This window comes from Pseudomonas sp. GW456-12-10-14-LB2, from assembly GCF_002884345.1.
Classification (GTDB): Bacteria; Pseudomonadota; Gammaproteobacteria; order Pseudomonadales; family Pseudomonadaceae; genus Aquipseudomonas; species Aquipseudomonas paraglycinae.
In genome coordinates this window covers 1-17,196 of the sequence record NZ_POHV01000063.1, presented here as the reverse complement: position 1 = coordinate 17,196, position 17,196 = coordinate 1, and the positions used below count along the sequence as shown (strand labels likewise).

Genomic DNA, 17,196 nt, shown 5'->3' with positions numbered 1-17,196 from the left:
GGGGGAAAGGGGGCAGATCTTCAGGCCTTTCAAAACCTGTACCCGACTCGAGAACGAGCAGATGTTCATGATTTTCAAACCTGAGTTCGGCTCGATATCTCAGGTCGGCGTAACTCTTCAGAACAACACCGTCAGTCCCCTCTCCCTCCGGGAGAGGGTTAGGGTGAGGGGGAGCTTTTGATCTGCTGTTAACGTGCAGCCACGGCCTGGGTTGTGGCATCGGTGAAGTCAAACACCTTCCCGCCCTGCGCCGAAGCAAATTGCTGCGCCTGCCCCTTGAGCAAAAACGCGCTGAGCCGCCCCTTCGCATCACTGGCAAACCACGCCTGCTCCGCCAGCAACTTGATCCCGCTGTCACTCGCCTGGGCATACACCGCCCGGATGTTCTTGCCTTCCGACTTCAGGCCCGCCAGTGCGGTGAACGCCTCTTCAGCCGAGGCATACCGCCGAACCCTGTCCTCGCCGCGCACCCAGATTTCCGCGACATGACTGAAATCGCTGATAGCTTTTCCAGTCACCGCATCGACAGACTTCAATGGCGTCTGCGCGTAGCTGGCCAGTTGCGCCGTGTAATCCAGATTCGAAGCCTTGAACGCCGCACGAATGTACTGATCGTCAATAAAGGTATTCAGATCGAGCCCGCGATCCGCCTTCTTCAGCAACTTCAACGTGTCGATGGCGGTGCCCACGGCCTGGCGATATTCCGGCTTCCAGCTCAGGTCGCGGGTCTGTACGCCCAGCGGGCCGTGGAACAGGTAATTGACCTCAGCATCGACGCCAGTCACCTTGGCGATCAGTTCGCTGTATTTCTCGGGTTCGGCGGCCAGCAGTTGATTGGCCTCGATGCTCGCACGCAGGTAGGCGACGACGATTTCCGGGTACTTTTTCGCGTAGGCCTGATCGACCAGCGCACCGTGGAAGGTCGGCGCATTGGCCTGGGCGCCGTCGTAGATCTTGCGGGCGAAGCCACGGCTCGGGAACAGTTCGGCGAACGGCACGAAGTCGGCGTGGGCGTCGATCTTGCCGGCCTGCAACGCGGAGCCCGCAACCTCTGGCGGCTGGGCAATGATGTTCACGTCCTTGAGCGGATCCCAGCCCTGCTCCGCCACGGCGCGCAGCAACATGCCGTGGGCAGTGGACGCAAACGGTACGGAAATGGTCTTGCCCTTGAGCTCACTCAGCGACTGCACGCCGGACGCGCTCGGCACCACGATGCCGTTGCCGCTGCCCTTGATACTGCCCGACAACACGCTGATGAACAGGCTGTGTTTGCCGGCGGTTTCGAACGCCACGCCGTTGAACGCACCGGGAAAATCGGCCATGGCGCCGAAGTCGAGTTTGCCGGCGACCATCTCATTGGTCAGCGGTGCGCCGCTGGTGAAGTTCTTCCACTGCACGTCGTACTTGGCGTCTTTGTAGGCGCCGTCGTGAGGCAGGTATTTGTCGAGCAGGCCCAGCTCGCGAATCAACAGGCCGCCGGCGGCGCAGTTGATGGTGGTGTCCTGGGTGCCGATGGCAATGCGGATGGTTTCGGCCGAGGCCGACAGGGTGAACGAAGCCAGTACCAGACCGGCGATTGCTGCACGCAACATGGTTGAATCCCCTCGAATCATTTTTAGGATGTTCGTCTCCGCCGCGATCAGAGCGCGGTGGGAAACGAGGGGTGTGTTGAATCAGGCGTCCGGTGTTGCCGGATAGCGTTTTAGCGAAGCAGATACGGGATTTCGACTTTCACCGCACCGGTCGGGCAGTCCTTTTCGCACGGCATGCAGTACCAGCATTCATCGAAGGCCATGTAGGCCTTTTGCGTGGCCGGGTTGATCGCCAGCAGGTCCATCGGGCAGACGTCGACGCACACGGTGCAGCCCTTTTCGGCTATGCATTTGTCCTCGTCCACGGTGACGGGGGCGTTGGAGCGGAAGAAGATTTCCTGGGCTTGATAGGCCATGGTTCGGACTCTCTCTAGTGGTGCATCAAGCGGCGAAAGCGCCGACCCGAAGGCGGTCGTAAGCCTGCATTTCCTCGGCGTCGAGCGGGATGATGTAAGGCTCGACGGCTTTCTTGAAACTGGTCATGCGCCCGTCCTCGCCCTTCTTCAGGTGGCAGTGGCAGAACCATTCGCGGTCGTCCCGTTGCGGGTGATCGACGCGGTAGTGGTACAGGCCCCAGCGGCTTTCGGCGCGGAACAGCGAAGCGCGGGCGGCCATTTCGGCGCAGTCGCGAATCACGCTGGTTTCCATGGCGCGCATCAGTTCGTGGGCGTTGTTGGCCTTCATCTCGTCGAGATCGCGTTCGATGTCGCTGAAGCGTTGCAGGCCGATTTCCATCTTCTTGGTCACTTTCGGCGGTTGCAGGTAGTCGTTGACGAAGCGCCGCAGCTTGTACTCGACCTGCGCCGGCGGCAGACCATGCTCGCGATCCAGCGGTGCGTAGACCCGGGTCTTTTCCTTCTCGATCTGCTCGGCATCCAGCGCAGAGAACTCGCGCCCGGCGACAAACTCCGCCGCGTTGTTGCCCGCGAACCAGCCGTAAGTGAACGCGCCAAGCATGTAGTTGTGCGGCACGGCGGCCATGTCACCGGCCGAGTACAAACCTTTCACCGACGTTTCGGCCCGCTCGTTGACCCACACGCCGGACGCCGAGTGGCCGCTGCAAAAACCGATTTCCGAGATGTGCATCTCGACCATCTGCGTGCGGTAGTCGGTGCCGCGATTGGCGTGGAACTGGCCGCGGCTTGGACGTTCGTTGCTGTGGAGGATTTCCTCGATGTTCTGGATGGTTTCCTCGGCCAGGTGATCGAGTTTGAGGAACACCGGGCCGTTGCCGCTCTCCAGTTCCTGGTGGAACTCCCACATCATCTGCCCGCTCCAGTAGTCGCACTCGATGAAGCGTTCGCCCTTGTTGTTGGCGGTGTAGCCACCCAGCGGGCCGGTGACGTAGGCGCAGGCCGGCCCGTTGTAGTCCTTGATCAGCGGGTTGATCTGGAAGCACTCGAGGTTCGCCAGTTCGGCCCCGGCGTGATACGCCATGGCGTAACCGTCGCCGGCATTGGTCGGGTTTTCGTAGGTGCCCATCAGATAACCCGAGGACGGCAGACCGAGTCGTCCGGCAGCGCCGCAGGCAAGAATCACTGCCTTGGCTTTGATCACATGGAAGTCGGCGGTGCGGCAATCGAAGCCCATCACACCGTTGACGGCGCCCTCCTCGTCGGTCAGCAAACGGGTGCAGACCAGTCGATTGGTGATGCTCACCCGCGCCCGCTTCAACTGGCGATACAGGACTTTCTTGATGTCGTGCCCTTCGGGCATCGGCAGCACGTAGGCGCCCATGTGGTGGACTTTCTTCACCGCGTAATCGCCGGTCTCGTCCTTCTCGAACTTCACGCCCCAGCGGTCGAGCTGCTCGATGGTTTCAAAGCTGTGGGTGGCGTAGGCGTATACCGCCGCCTGATTGACGATGCCGTCGTTGGCGATGGTGATTTCCTTGGTGTACTGCTCGGGCGTCGAATGGCCGGGAATGATCGCGTTGTTCAGGCCGTCCATGCCCATGCTGATCGCGCCGCTGCGCTTGACGTTGGCCTTGTCGACCAGCAGCACGCGCAGTTCCTTGTTCTTTTCCTTGGCCTTGATCGCGGCCATCGGGCCGGCAGTGCCGCCGCCGATCACGACGATGTCGTATTCCTGTTCGAGAGTATTGCGGGTCATGTTCAGGCCCCTTTTTGCCGGTCGATCCGCAGGCGGTACTGGAACGCATCGCCACGGTAGTAAAGGTGTTCGAAGTCCAGCGGTTGGCCGTTGGCGTCATGGGTCAGCCGTTCGATGCGCATGATCGGCGAGCCGGCCTCGACGTTCAGCGCCTGGGTCAGGTCGCTGTCGGCCAGCACCGCGTCGATGGCCAGATCGGCGTGGCCGAGGGCGATGCCGCAGTCGTTTTCGAGGATCAGGAAGATGTCGCGGGTGACCAGATCGGCCTTCTCCAGCCGCTCGCCGACGGCTTTGGGCAGGTAGGTGATTTCCAGCGAAATCGGCTCGCGGTTGATCAGCCGTACACGCTTTATCTGCGCGACGATTTCGCCTTCGGCGACCTGCAAACGCTCGGCAACCAGTTTGTCGGCGGCGATGAATTTGAAGCTGCGCAGGCGGTTGATCACCTCGTAGCCACGGCCGGTCATGGATTCGGCGAGGCCTTGCAGGGTGCTGACGTTTTGAAAGGTCTTGGGTTTGGCAACGAAGGTGCCTTTGCCGTGGATCTTGAAGATCAGCCCTTCTTTCTGCAGATCGCCCAGGGCCTGGCGCACGGTGATGCGGCTGACCTTGAACAGCGTGCCAAGCTCACTTTCGGACGGCATCTGGCTGTCTTGCGGGTATTCGCCGTCGAGAATCCGGGCGCGTAGCACGTCGCGCAGTTGGGTGTGCAGAGGAACGCTGCCAAGAGAGAGAACGTTATCGGTCATCACGGGATCACTTGTTATAACGAGTTATGACGTGATCTTAGAGACGTTATGACAAGCTTGAGAAATATTGTTTGGGCATAACCTTAGATGCGCCTTCAGTGGCGCTTGAGGATCTGATCCATGACCCAATCGGTCTTGAGGGCTTCGGCCGCGATTGCCGGGTGCTGCGACTCACCGCGAATCTGCGCATTCATACCGAGTACGTGATGCCACTGGATGTGTTCGTGATGGGGGATTTCCAGGCTGATGTGTTCATCGGCGTGCAGCTCGACCGGATGCTCATCGAACACCGAAAACCCGATCCGCCCTTGGCTGCCGATGATCTCGACCCGATCCTCGCGCCGGTCCGCGACAAAGCTCCAGCAGCCCATGCCCAACGCACCCGAGGCGAATCGCCAACTGGCGCTGACCGCATCTTCCGCCGCATACAACCCGGCCTGGCGTGCGGTGAAGCCGGCGACTTCAACGATGTCGCCGAGCAGGTACTGGAACAGGTCAAAACCATGGCTGGCCAGATCCGCGAAGTACCCGCCACCGGCCACCGCCGGATCGGTGCGCCAGTTTGCGCTACCGTCCAGATCCTTGGGCGATGGCGCCTTGGTCAGCGTCCAGCTCAGATGCCGCACCTCACCGATGCGCCCCTGCTCCAGCCATTGCCGCACCTGCTGGAAGCGCGGCAACGAACGGCGGTAGTAAGAAACGAACAGGTGCAAACCGGCATCGGCAAACACCTGCTGCATCTCGCGGCTTTGCCCGGCATTGAGGGCCATGGGTTTTTCCACGCAGCAATGCTTGCCGGCGGCGGCGACTTTCAGGCTGTAGGCGTGGTGGCTGTCGGGTGGCGTGGCGATGTACACCGCATCCACCTCGGGGTCGTTGATCAACGCATCGACGTCGGTGTAAGTCCGATCGATGCCGTGGCGCGCGGCGTAATCGGTCACGGCTTCGAGGCGGCGCCCCATCACTGCGACCAACGCCGAACCGGGCGCCTTGTAGAAGGCTGGCCCACTCTTGCGTTCAGCGACGCTGCCGCAACCGATCATGCCCCAACGCACCATGTTCATTCTTGTGCCTCAGCCGATGCGCAGTGCGCGCAGATCGAGGTGGCCGTTTTGCAGCGGCGGGCACCAGTAGTAGCCGCCGGTGATCGGCCGGCTGATGCGGTACAGACCGTCGGTGATGCCGTCTTCCAGACCGCTCATGCGGCGCAGTTGCGCTTCGAAGGCGTCGAGGGAGAAGCCGAACGCCAGGAACATCAGGCCGGCGCGGTCGCCTTCGATCCACGGCATCGAACGACGCACGACGAAGGCTTCCGGGGCGAAACTTTCCTGGGCGGTGCGCTTGACGTGGGCGGAAACCGGGGCGTCGTCGATCTCTTCGTTGTCGCTCAGGCGACGACCCATGATGTTGTCCTTGTCCTCGGCGGACAGCGCATGGAAACTCTTGAGGTCGTGCTGCCATTGCTGGATCGCGGCAAAGCTGCCACCGACCAGACCCTCGGCGCCTTCACTTTGCAGTGCGGCGGCGACAGCGGCTTCGTCATGCGGGTTTTCGGTGCCGTCTTCATAACCGGTGAGGTCATGGCCGTCCTTGTGGCGGAAGGCTTCCTGCATCTGCACCAGACGCAGCGCCGGGGCCAGTGCGGCCTCAAGTGCGGTGCTGCGATTGAGCAGATCGCCACGGTCGACACCGTGCAGCCAGACCCACAGGGCGTGCTGGGTCGACGGGTTTTCCACGCCAACGCCGGTCAGCGCCGGGAAGCTGCGCAGGCCGTCGATGTTCACATTCAGGGCCTTGGCCAGGGATTCACCGAAACCGACCACCGCCGACTTGCCGTCCACCAGGTTCAGCAGGTTGTCGATCGCCTGCGGCAGCGCTTCAACCGACTCGAGGGCGAAAAACAGGTGACGTGCTTGCGGCGGAACAGGGGTGGCGAGAATGCCCGGCTGGTAGTAACTCATGTCGACTCCTTGGAAAGAGCGCGGAGTTTAACTGTAGCCGGAGGGTTTGTGTGGAGTTGAATGGCCTCAAAAGCGCCCCCTCACCCTAGCCCTCTCCCGGAAGAAGAGGGAATTGATTGGGGAAAATTGAGGAGGTACGCCGACCTGAACGAACGATGGTGAATCCATAATCGACACAGAATTTTCAGGTCGATGTATCGCGCAAGACAACTCGGTCGGCCCCCTCTCCCTCGGGGAGAGGGCTGGGGTGAGAGGTATCGGTCTCAAGTCAAATCAAAGAACTCTCCATGCGCCACGCACTCGGACTCTTCCCCGTCCAACGCTTGAACGCCCGGCGAAAACTGCGCACGTCGCTGTAGCCGACTTCCTCGGTAATCCGCTCGATCGGCATCTCAGGATTGGCCAGCAAACTCATGGTGCGTGCCTGCCGCACTTGCTCCAGCAACGCTTCAAAAGTCAACGAATGCTCAGTCAGCCGCCGACGCAAAGTACGGCTGCTCATGTTCAAGTCACCAGCAATCTTTTCAATGTGACTGCCCCGACTCAGATCCCGCGCAATCGCCCGCTCCACAGCCTGGATCAGATCGAGTTTCTGATGAACCTGCGCCGCCTCCAGTTCCAGCAACTTGACCGCCTGACGCAGCGCCAGCGAATGGTGGTTGGGCAGGTTCACATCCAGCCACTGCACGTCGATCAGCATGCGGTTGTGCAGGCACCCGAAGCGCACCTCCGGCCCCAGCAGCCGCCGGTATTCATCGACGTAGTCCGGCGCGGCGTGCATGAACTCCACGGCAATCGGCTTGAACGTCTCGCCCACCAGCGCCCGGCCATAGACCAGCAGGCTGGCGAAAAACTCTTCCACCGCAAACACCTGCACCTCGGCAAATGGCAGGCGGCATTCGACGTCGACGTACACCTGATCGCCCACCACATCGACGCTGGAAACCACGATCCCACCGGAGGTGTGCTGATGCCGGACCCCGATTTCGAACGCATCGCGCAAGGTCTTGCACAGCGACAGCACGTGCCCCAGCAGCCCCAGCGTACCGAGCACATTCTGCGCACCGACCCACAGTCCCAGCCCCTGATTGGGCAACGCTTTAAGCGCACGCTGGATCATGGCCACGGCCTGGCGATAGGAAATCCTCTGCGCCGGATCCTGCAAATCTTCGAAATCAAAACCCAGGCCACGGCACAGACTCTGCGGCTCGATGCCCTTGTTGGCGGCGACTTCGGCCAGGGTTTGCAGGAGAAATGGCGACACCAGCGCCAGTTCGAAGGTCGGGTCTTGGACTTTTACGTTCATGGAGGCTGACATTCCGGATCACGCTGAATTGTTATTTTTGTAACCGGTTATGTCGAAGGAAGTTAGCACAGGGTTGGCGGGCTGTCCGTAGAAGTCCCCTTACGTGTCCGCCAATACCCTGCCCTGTCGTGCGCCAAGGGCTTATTTCTATAGTGGCCGGGCGCCCTGCGTGCCGGCGTTGCGCCCAAACACAATAATAATGAGGACGGACATGACCCCGAACCGCGCGACATTCCCTGTGCGACTGGCGCTGAGCCTGCTCGGCTGCGCCGCGACCCTGCCGGCGCTGGCCACTGAAGCCGGCGTCGACAACATCGGCCCCGGCACCGACGGCTTCTTCATGCTGCCGCTGGAGGTCGACAGCCTTCCGGAGAACATGGTCGCCTTCAACCTCTACTACAACCATTACAAGTCACGAAAGCTCAACATCAGTTCGCTCGGCGGCAAGGTGCCGAACGTTGAAATCGAATCCACCGCCGTCATCCCGCGCATCGATTACCTGAGCCCGGTACGGATCTTCGGCGGGCGTCTGGCCGGTTACATCGCCCAGCCGTGGCTCAAGCAGGAAGTCTCGGTGTTCGGCCTGAGCGACACCCGCGAAGGCATGGGCGATACCACCATCGCACCGATCATCCTGTGGGACATGGGCAAGGACCTGACCCTCGGCGCCGCCGTGGAAATCACCGTGCCCACCGGCGAATACAGCGTCGATCGGCTGGCCAACACCAGTAACAACTTCTACACCTACAAACCGCTGTTCTCCTTCACCTGGCTGCCGACCGAACGCACCGAGGTGTCGATGAAGACCACCTACAGCTTCAACGAGAAGAACAAAGACACCGACTACAAGTCCGGGCAGATCTTCCACTTCGATTACTCGGCCAGCTACAAGATCACCGACGACCTGATGCTCGGCATCAACGGCTACTACCTCAAGCAGACCACCGACGACAAACAGTTCGGCCACACCGTGCAATTCGCCGGCGAAGACGTGAACGACGGCGTGCGCGGCAAGGTCTTCGCCATCGGCCCGGCGCTGCACTTCACCTTCCTCAAATACGCCAGCGCGGAGATTCGCTGGGCCAAGGAGTTCGACGTGGAGAACCGGCCAGAAGGGGAAATGTTGTGGGCGAAGGTGAGTATTCCGTATGCGTTCTGAGTGCATTTGTAGGAAGGCGCGCGCGGATTTGTAGGCTGGAAACCTGAAAAACAGAGGGTGGGAACAGGCCTACAGCGGTGGTCGAGATTGCCGGACAACGGTGGGAAACGTCCGGCAGATTTGAAAGGGGGACTTGCAGATACTGGGTCCCGCTACCTCATGGTTCCTCAAGGGCTCATGGGGCGCATCGTCTGCCAGTGACAACAATGGGCCATTCCCCCTTAAACTGCTGAAATTGATCACGGAGATCACTATGAGCATATTGCATTCCCCGTTTTACGCTGACTTCGAATCCGAAGAAGAGGCAGAGAGCTACGATCGCTGGTTTCGTGCGGAGGTACAGGATGCACTTGATGATCCAAGTCCTGGCATTCCCCATGATGAAGTTATGGCAATGCTCGACCAGATACTGGAAGAGATGCGCAGGAAGCGCCGCTCTGCTGCTTGAATGGAGCAGCAAGTCCTCGCGTCAACTGGCTGATATCTTCAAATACATCGAGCAACACAACACCAACGCTTCAATTTCGCTAAGAAACAAGGTGGGTGCAGCAGCACAGCGACTTTCATCAATACCTTATGGTTACCGACCCGGCCGAGTACCTGGCACTCGCGAAATGGTGATTCATCCGAACTATCTGCTGGTTTATCGAGTGAATGGCCATATCAAAATACTGAGGGTGCTTCACGCCCGACAAAAATACCCCTCAACTTCAGCAACATAAAAAAAGGGCGGCCAAACGGCCGCCCGAAGCGTACTACACGAGAGTCCTTTACAACGTCAGCTGCCCCCGCTCCTCTTCGGTCAGCTGTTGTTTCGCCTGCTCATCCAGCGCCCCGGCGCCCAGCACCTGCACCGGGCTGTTGGGGTTGTAGCCCGGGGTCGGTGCGCGGCTCGCACCGTCGCGGGTCGGGGCCAGTTGTTCGTTGCCGAAGCTCAGTACCTGCACCGTGAACACCGAAGCCTGGTTCTGGCGCGACGCGGCTTGCTGCTGACGGGCGACGTCTTCCGCCGCCTGGGTTGCCGACGACGCGGCGGAACTGGCCGAGGTGATCGCCCCGGTGTTGACCGCCGAGACCACCGGCACGCCGGTCGCCTTGCCCTGCACCGAGATGTTGGCGGCGTTGACCACCGTCAGCGCGGCGATGTTGACGTTGCCCGACACGCGAATCCCCGCCTCGCCCGCATCGATGGTGCCCAGCGGCGCGATCAGGTCGATGTCCCCCGGGGCCACTTCGGCAATCGGGTTGAGCGTGGCGATACCGGCACCGGTGCTTGGCACCGATGGCGACAGGGTCACGTTGCCCCAGGTGTCGTACACGCGTTTCGGCGGGGTGTAGACCACGGTGGTTTTCGAACCGCGACCGGCGTTGATGTCGCCCTCGGCTGACCAGCCAAGGATCGAGCCGCCAAACGTGGTCATGATCCGGCTCTGCCCCAGCAGAATGCTGCCCTGGGAGTAGAGCTGAATGTTGCCCGAGCCCTGGGTGATGATGCCCGCCGTGGATGGCGGCGCCGCGCCCTCGATGCCGAACACCTGACCACCGCCCGGGGTGAGCATCTGGATGTCACCACCGAACAGCGTCTTGACCCCTGCGCCGCCGTACATCGTGATATCGCCGTCATAGCGGATCGGATTGCCGGCCACATCGACGGTCGGGAACAGTGAAGCAATGGCGTTGCGACCACGCAGATAACTGCCTTTGCGCGGGCCGTCGACATCGTTGTATTCCAGGCCACCAGCACGCAGCTCGGCGAAATACACCTGACGGGCGAAGATCGCCTGCTCGGTACCCGGCAGTGCAGCGAAGAAGGCTTGCGCCTGTTCGGCGTTGCCGCTGAAGCCATAGCCAAGGGTCAGCCAGCTCTGCAGTTCATCGAGGTAAGTCTTGACCACTTTGCCCGGTTGCCCGTTGAGGGATGCGTTCGGGTCCGCGAGGTTCTGCGGGTTCAGGTAACGGGCGATGAACCGCGAATAATCCGCTCCCTGTGCGCCCGTACCGGCCTGCATCACCAGGCTGGCGCCGGGGCGGTTGTCCCCCGCCAGAATCGGTCCGATGCTGGTAATGCTGGCACGGTCCTCCATCAGGATGTTGCGCCCTGCCTTGATGTCCAGCACACCCGGGCCGGCGATGTCGAAGCTGCTGTAGAGGATGTCGCGCCCTGCCGAGACCCGGGAAATATCCCGTGAATTGTTGTGCACGAACAGATTGCCGGTCGAGGCGACACCCTCTGTATTCGGTAACCCCATCTCGCCGTTGGGCGCCGTGGTCGGTTGCCCGAGAAAGGTACCGGAAGCCACGACGTCGCGCCCTGCCAGCATCCAGACAGGGCTGGCCGCCTCGTACCAGGTACGTTTGGAGAGGCTGAACGTCAGTGTTTCACCACTGCGCACCCCCACCAGATCACCGGTCAAAGCATAGAACCGTGCGGGCGCCTGCACCTCACTCAAACCCGAGTAACTGTTGGCACCAAAAGCGAACAGCGGATATCGCAAGTTTTTATCGGGTGAAACCCCATCACTGCCACGGTTGGTCATGATCGGCGTTTTCGATGTGTTGTTACCGTAGCCATTGAAGGCCGGCGTGAATGGCGTAGCGATGGCCGACGGACTGGCGCCCGACTGGTTGATTGCGTAGCCACCGGCATAGATCGAATCCTGCGCCAGGAGCTCCAGTTGCCCTGCCTTCGAGGGCGCCAGCAACAAGGAGTACGCTGTGGCCGGCAAAAATCCGCTGCCTTGCATGTAGGTCGCCGACGGCCCGGCATAAATCGAGCCCTGGGCCGCCACCGCACGCAGGATCGACGGATATACGAAGCGCCCATCGGTGGGAGATGTGTTTCGCCCGATCATGGGCCCCTGCCCGTCAACCTCGCCCAGCTGTGTACTTGGCGTCAGGTTGCCTCCAGCCGAAAACAGATCGATAGCCGTGTGATCGGTCCATAGCGAGAAACCACTCAATCCGCCCCCGTCATGCACGACACCGTCAGCGGTGGTGAACGGCGTCGAGTTCTGCAACCGAACCCGGCCCGGGTCCGCCGCACCACCCAGCACCAGGTCGCCGCGGGTATTGAGGCTCATGCCAGAGTCGCCAGGGATCAAGACCAGGCCGCCGGAGGCACTGCCAGCGGTGGATGTGAACGGGTCAAACGGTCGGACTTCGCGTGGGTCCTGCACATAGGAGGCTGCGCCGTACTGCAGATTGATTCCACCCAGCGCCCCGCCAGTCAGTCGGGCCGCGCCGCGCAGGTTGATCAGAGCGCCTTGCAGGTCGTGTCGGGGGACTCCCACGCCACTGTTGCCGGCCCGGGCCTGCAACGACGGATTGAGCGAACCGCCGATGCGGATGTCCATGTCACCGCCACCGGTCAATTGCAGCCGTCCATCGTCGCCGACGCGCCCGGTACTCCCGACCGCCACGATCAAGCCTTGGCCACGGGGGTAAAGATTGGTGTTGGCGTTTTCGCCCAACGCCTTGACCATGCCCCCATCGGCACCTGCGCGCAGGCTGATGTTGCCGCCACCCAACGTGCCGAAACCGGTGAAGCCAACCAGGAACGGCCCGGTATCCACGCCTTGATCCGGCAACGGCTGAGTCGCATAACTGCCGAAGTTGATCCACCACGCCGTCGGCACATCGCTGTTGCCGGTCCCCTGACGCCAGAGCCAGTTGCCCACCGCCACACTGGGCACTTGCTCAGGTGTTTCCAGGGTTGCCGAAGGGCCACGCCGACCCAGCACATCCCCCGAAATCGAACCACCGGCGTTGACGGTCAGGTTGCCGCCCATTTGCGGGTACCAGGCCTGATACAGACTGTCGTTGCCTGTGACCCACCGCTCGTAATCGCTGCCGGCACTGCCCAGCACCGAACCGTTGTCCGACAGACGTCCGCGCGGCTGGTTGAAGCGCGGATCGATCTCTTCGGATTGGGTGCCGGCGGTATAGACGCCGAACGGTGAGTCCATGCTCAGATCACCGGCGGCGAGCACGTCCAGATCCCCGGTACCGGTACGCAGTACGCTGAACATCTGTGTGCGGGTCCTGACGGTGATGCCCGGTTTGTTTTCCACGCACAGCTCAGGGAAAGACCCACACCAGGCAAGCACGTCGTCATCGCTTATCGGTGACCCCGGGGGCATGCCCATCCAGTTGTCCGGTGCCCACGTCCATCGCGGTGCAGAAACGCAGGAGTTCGGTGCCCAGTCGCACCATTCCTTGAGCTCGTCAGGCACTGGTTCGCCCGGGGTGAAGCCACCCAGGTTGCCTTCACCCCAGACCAGGGTTGGTGCCTTTTCAGTGACTTTGAGCCCGTAATGAGTGTCGGCCAGACGCAGATTGCCGTCGCTGGAAACCGGCTTGATCGCACGCGTATCAGCGGCACCCAAATCGGCCCCCGCCACCACCCGCATCGACCAGGACGCGCTGCCGGCCGGTAACAGGCTGGCAACGGCCCAGTTGCGCCCCTGCTGGTTGCCGTTCAATGGCCGCAACTCGATAAAGGCCGTCCCATCGGTCAGCACCACGTCGGTCATCGACGGAATCAAAGAACCGCGCAGCAATGCCAGCGATCCACTCAAGCGCACGCCTTTGATCGCGTTGGTACCGGCTTCGACGCTCCCCGGCAACGGCACGCCTTTAGGCCAGCGAATCGCTTTGACAGACGTGACGTCATTCAAGCGAATACCCGCGCCAAGGCGGCTGCCGGCCGGCAATGTGACGTTGTCGGTCAGCAGCGTTCCAGCGGCAAAAATCAACTGGCCCGAGGCATCGTGAACCGCGCCTGCCAGTACCGTACCGGCGCCCAGCGTGTACGGCGCGGCCAAGGTCGCTTCGGTTGGCAACAATGTGCCAGCGGCCAGGGTCGTCGCTTGCAGCGGCACGTCGTAGTTCAGCGTGACGCCCGCCGGGAACAGCGTGCCCTCCGCCAGTGTGACGCCTGCACCCGGCACCACCAGATCACCGCCGAACGGCTGAATCCCCGGCAACAGTTTCCAGCCCGCATCGTCGACCGTCTCGGGTGGCGGTGCAAAACCGTCGTTGAGGCTGCCGTGGATATCGAGATTGCCGCCGGCGCGAATCACCAGGCTGCCAGACTCGCCAGAGCCATAGGCTGCGGTTTTCTGCGTATGCGGATTGAGACTGGCATAGCGGTAACCGGACAGATCCACATCGCCCTGCACCACCAGATCGCCGTCGGCGGTTTTGCTGACGATCTCGACACCCGGTCGCAGATGGAAGGCATCGGCATAGGACGCATTGTTCAGGCCGGCCAGTTTGTTCTGCAGCAGGTTGCTGTTGAGCAACGCGGCATCGATGAACGCCGTGTTGTCGCCATGAATGTGGTCAAGGTAGGCCTGATCGATCACCTGATACGGACGTCCGCTGGCCGCCGGGTCTGCACCGTCGCTGGCATCGCTGTAACGGCGCGTGGCATTGAGCCCGATCGAACGGGCGCCCTGAATGTTCAGTGCGCCGCTGGCGTCGATGGCGATGTCGCCGCCGGCCAGACGTGGTGCGTTCAACTCCAGCGTACCGCGCGGCAATCCATCGGACTGCCCGGGCAATGGCCCCGGTGCAGCGTCGGTGCCGTGGCGCAGATCGATCCGTGCGCCGGAGCCCAGCGTCAGCGTTCCGGCGCCGGAGTTGAGCTCGACCATCGCCCGGTTCGGTGCATCGATGATTTTTCCGTAGCTGTCGACCCGCAGCACACGGCCATGGGCGTCGAGCACGGCGCTGCCAGTCACCGTCAGGCCGTTCTTCGCCGACAGACGAATCGAGCCGACCCTTGAACCACTCGCGTCGACAAGGCCCGCGACGGTCAGGCTACCGTTGTCCACCGAGACATTGACCTCACCGGCCTTGAGCCCGTCGCCGATCAACAGATCGCCCTGCTTGAGTTGCAGGCTGCGGCTGCCAAAAACCTGCCCTGCGTTCAAGCGCTGGTTAAGGGCCGCAAATTGCTGGCTCGGATCACCATTCAAGTGTTGCGCGCGGATGTCCACGCCACCGGCCTTGTACGGCACCCATGTGCCACCCGCGTCATAACTGCCGCTGCTGGCGCCGAGGATCTGGCCCTGCAGATCGACCATCCCGGCATCGCTGGCCAAGGCGATGGCGCTGAGATTGCCGGCCTGATTGTTCTGCGCCGACAGGTCGATGCTTGAGCCCGCGAGCTGACGGATATTGCCGTGGCTGCTGTACAGCGCCACATCACCGCCCCAGCTGTACTTGTTCACATCGTTGAACGCCAGGGTACGCCCGGCCATATCCAGGTAGGCGCCACTGTTCAGGGTCAGGTCTTCTGCCGATTTGATCACCAGTTTGCCGCTGGCCAGAGCAATGCGACTGTCGAGCGTGACATTACGCGCATCGAGCGTCAGTTCCGCGCCCAGGACATTGGCCGCCGCTGGGGTACCGGCGCCCGTGAGAGTCAGGTTGTTACCGGCCTTGAGCAGGTTCACCGAGGCCGCCTCCCCCGTCAGCAACGGGGTGCGCAGGTTGAGGTTGCCGCCGCTGTAGGCATAACCCCCGACCGGGTCGAATGCGCCTTGCGCCTGATACACCGCAAGGCTGCCTTTGTGGTTGGCGGTGATGCGGTCGCTGGCGGTCAGATTGACGTTGGCAAAGCCCAGCACCAGGCGATCGTTCTGCTCCAGTCCACTGGCCTGCGGGTTGGGGCCGTAGCCGAATTCGATGCGCTGGGCCTGAATGTCGAGTGTGCCCTGACCGGTGCCGGCGCCGCCAGAGATGACAGCAGCGGGCGCTTGCGTGGCGCCGTTCCAGACCAGATTCGCAGTGCGGATGCTCGCAACGTCTGCGGCTTGGCCCAAGCCATAAATGGCCGGTGTGCTGAGTATCAGATTCTGCAGTTTGCTGACGCCGGTCTGCCGATCCAGCGTGTCGAGGCTGACACTGCCATAGAAATTGAAGGCATCGCGACTGGTCAGGCTCAAGGTCTCCAGGGCCGGAGCGCCAAACTGCGTATCACCGCGCAACAGCCGGTCGAGCACGTTCTGGTTCAGGGTCAGGCCGGTCGGCACACGACTGCCGGCGGCACTCAAGGCCTCGGCACTGCCGGCATTGATCGTCCCCACCGCCAGCGTCAGATGGCGAGTACCGAAGCGTACCGTTTCGTCGAGCTCGAACTGTTTGTCTGTGGCGGCCGTGATGCTGCCATTGGAGTAAAGCAGCGTCGGGTTGGTGCAGGCGTTCGTCGGGCAGTTGCCGATGCGAATATCCCCCGCGCCGGAGGTAGGGGTCGACAACGACGGCGCGAGCACGTTGGTCCAACCGTTCGAGACCACCAGCAGACCTGCCGTGCCCGGAGCATAGATAAAGCCTGCGGATGAATCGTACGGTGCGTCGCCGCGCCCCAGAGTGTTGATCCCCGAACCGGCTTCGAGCGTGATGCTGCCACGGGTACTGGTGGTACGCAGCAGCACTTCAGGCGCAGACAGCATGGCGCCCTCACGCAGGGTGATATTCGATGTATCACCGATGAACGAAACGATATTGCCCGCCGTGTTGTAATCGATCGCCGGTTGCGCGCCGATGGTCAGACGGCCTGCACCCAATCTGTTGAGGCTGTCGGCATACAGCGACACGCCGCTGAAACCCTCGGTACGCCGATGCCCGTCGCCGAGCAGTTCCACATCCCGCGCGCCCCTCACCACCGCCGTCCCGACCACGCCGCCAGTGGCCGGTTTGAACAACACCTGTCCGGCGAAATCCAGCGCAATACCCTGCTCGGCGCCCGACATCAAGTACAGATTCAGCGACTTGCCATCCATCGGCGCCAACGCCCGTGGCACGCCACGCCGTGCAGCGTCACTGCGGACGAATTGAGTAAAACCGGTTTCGTTGTACTGCGAATAACGGCGCACGACATCGGCCGAGGTCAGGATGACCTGGCTGGCCAGGTTGTCACGCAGCCCGGTGTTGGCGATCGACATCAACCCCGAGCTGGTCCATGAACCATTGCGCAAAGGCAACGCGCCAGGCGTGACACCCGCTGCGGCCTGGCCGTTGACCTCGACCCGGAACGCCCCCGGCAACAAGGCGAACGTCGAGGGCAGCAGCGTATAGGTGCCTGCCGCCAGCCCCGGCACGCCGGCGCCGAGGGTGATTTGCTGGCCGATGCGCGGATCAACCGCTCCCGCTTCGGCGAGCATCGGCGCGTAGGTGCTCTGATTGCCGGGCACGATGGCGTACACCGGATTGCTGGCCAGGCCTGGCAAGCTGAACGTACCGTCGGTGGCATTGCGCATCAGCGGATTGAAGCGTGCATCGGTAGAGCCGCCCCGCCCGGACACAAACC

At 62.0% G+C, this 17,196-nt stretch carries 12 protein-coding genes; 4 read left to right on the top strand and 8 right to left on the bottom strand.

The annotated features are described in order from the left end of the window. Positions 1 to 181 (top strand): hypothetical protein (locus tag C1X29_RS29545; RefSeq protein ID WP_218275700.1); only part of this gene is annotated, 181 nt, incomplete at its 5' end. Between the two features lie 7 nt (positions 182 to 188). On the opposite strand, the gene C1X29_RS27320 is transcribed toward C1X29_RS29545, so the two are convergent. From C1X29_RS27320 to C1X29_RS27290, 7 genes are all read right to left on the bottom strand, one after another. Next, a complete protein-coding gene (locus C1X29_RS27320; RefSeq protein WP_102718865.1) occupies positions 189 to 1,592 on the bottom strand; it encodes an ABC transporter substrate-binding protein in 1,404 nt (467 codons plus the stop codon). Between the two features lie 110 nt (positions 1,593 to 1,702). Continuing rightward, positions 1,703 to 1,948: a ferredoxin family protein gene (locus tag C1X29_RS27315; RefSeq protein ID WP_007959413.1), complete on the bottom strand. Its 246-nt coding sequence runs from the start codon at positions 1,946 to 1,948 to the stop codon at positions 1,703 to 1,705. A 25-nt stretch (positions 1,949 to 1,973) separates the two neighbouring features. Beyond that, the gene (locus tag C1X29_RS27310; protein WP_102718864.1) at positions 1,974 to 3,704 is read right to left on the bottom strand and encodes a fumarate reductase/succinate dehydrogenase flavoprotein subunit; all 1,731 of its coding nucleotides are present in this window, start codon (positions 3,702 to 3,704) and stop codon (positions 1,974 to 1,976) included. Between the two features lie 2 nt (positions 3,705 to 3,706). Continuing rightward, positions 3,707 to 4,453, bottom strand: coding sequence for a GntR family transcriptional regulator (locus C1X29_RS27305; RefSeq protein WP_085603142.1), 747 nt, complete (start codon positions 4,451 to 4,453; stop codon positions 3,707 to 3,709). 95 nt (positions 4,454 to 4,548) lie between these two features. Then, entirely contained in the window at positions 4,549 to 5,517 is a 969-nt protein-coding gene (locus C1X29_RS27300) for a Gfo/Idh/MocA family protein (protein WP_102718863.1), read from the bottom strand. Between the two features lie 9 nt (positions 5,518 to 5,526). Then, positions 5,527 to 6,414 carry a Dyp-type peroxidase gene (locus tag C1X29_RS27295; protein ID WP_102718862.1) on the bottom strand — a complete coding sequence of 296 codons (888 nt, stop codon included), beginning with the start codon at positions 6,412 to 6,414 and terminating at the stop codon, positions 5,527 to 5,529. 268 nt (positions 6,415 to 6,682) lie between these two features. Further along, on the bottom strand, positions 6,683 to 7,720 hold the full coding sequence (locus tag C1X29_RS27290; protein ID WP_102687586.1) for an AraC family transcriptional regulator: 1,038 nt from the start codon (positions 7,718 to 7,720) through the stop codon (positions 6,683 to 6,685). A 211-nt stretch (positions 7,721 to 7,931) separates the two neighbouring features. Here C1X29_RS27290 and C1X29_RS27285 point away from each other — a divergent pair, with 211 nt between their 5' ends. The 3 genes from C1X29_RS27285 to C1X29_RS27275 all read left to right on the top strand — a co-directional run bounded on the left by C1X29_RS27285 (position 7,932) and on the right by C1X29_RS27275 (position 9,601). Further along, positions 7,932 to 8,879, top strand: coding sequence for a transporter (locus C1X29_RS27285; protein WP_102718861.1), 948 nt, complete (start codon positions 7,932 to 7,934; stop codon positions 8,877 to 8,879). A 253-nt stretch (positions 8,880 to 9,132) separates the two neighbouring features. Then, positions 9,133 to 9,327 carry a stability determinant gene (locus tag C1X29_RS27280; protein WP_102687631.1) on the top strand — a complete coding sequence of 65 codons (195 nt, stop codon included), beginning with the start codon at positions 9,133 to 9,135 and terminating at the stop codon, positions 9,325 to 9,327. After that, positions 9,260 to 9,601, top strand: a complete 342-nt coding sequence (locus C1X29_RS27275; RefSeq protein ID WP_102687584.1) for a type II toxin-antitoxin system RelE/ParE family toxin — start codon at positions 9,260 to 9,262, stop codon at positions 9,599 to 9,601. Before C1X29_RS27280 ends, C1X29_RS27275 begins: the two co-directional genes overlap by 68 nt. A 48-nt stretch (positions 9,602 to 9,649) precedes the next feature. On the opposite strand, the gene C1X29_RS27270 is transcribed toward C1X29_RS27275, so the two are convergent. After that, the coding region (locus C1X29_RS27270; RefSeq protein WP_173940216.1) for a filamentous haemagglutinin family protein at positions 9,650 to 17,196 on the bottom strand (7,547 nt) is incomplete at its 5' end.

Coding starts and splice junctions, on each gene's coding strand:
- C1X29_RS27320 (WP_102718865.1), bottom strand. CDS start 1,592: ATGTTGCGTGCAGCAATCGCCGGTCTGGTACTGGCTTCGTTCACCCTG.
- C1X29_RS27315 (WP_007959413.1), bottom strand. CDS start 1,948: ATGGCCTATCAAGCCCAGGAAATCTTCTTCCGCTCCAACGCCCCCGTC.
- C1X29_RS27310 (WP_102718864.1), bottom strand. CDS start 3,704: ATGACCCGCAATACTCTCGAACAGGAATACGACATCGTCGTGATCGGC.
- C1X29_RS27305 (WP_085603142.1), bottom strand. CDS start 4,453: ATGACCGATAACGTTCTCTCTCTTGGCAGCGTTCCTCTGCACACCCAA.
- C1X29_RS27300 (WP_102718863.1), bottom strand. CDS start 5,517: ATGAACATGGTGCGTTGGGGCATGATCGGTTGCGGCAGCGTCGCTGAA.
- C1X29_RS27295 (WP_102718862.1), bottom strand. CDS start 6,414: ATGAGTTACTACCAGCCGGGCATTCTCGCCACCCCTGTTCCGCCGCAA.
- C1X29_RS27290 (WP_102687586.1), bottom strand. CDS start 7,720: ATGAACGTAAAAGTCCAAGACCCGACCTTCGAACTGGCGCTGGTGTCG.
- C1X29_RS27285 (WP_102718861.1), top strand. CDS start 7,932: ATGACCCCGAACCGCGCGACATTCCCTGTGCGACTGGCGCTGAGCCTG.
- C1X29_RS27280 (WP_102687631.1), top strand. CDS start 9,133: ATGAGCATATTGCATTCCCCGTTTTACGCTGACTTCGAATCCGAAGAA.
- C1X29_RS27275 (WP_102687584.1), top strand. CDS start 9,260: ATGAAGTTATGGCAATGCTCGACCAGATACTGGAAGAGATGCGCAGGA.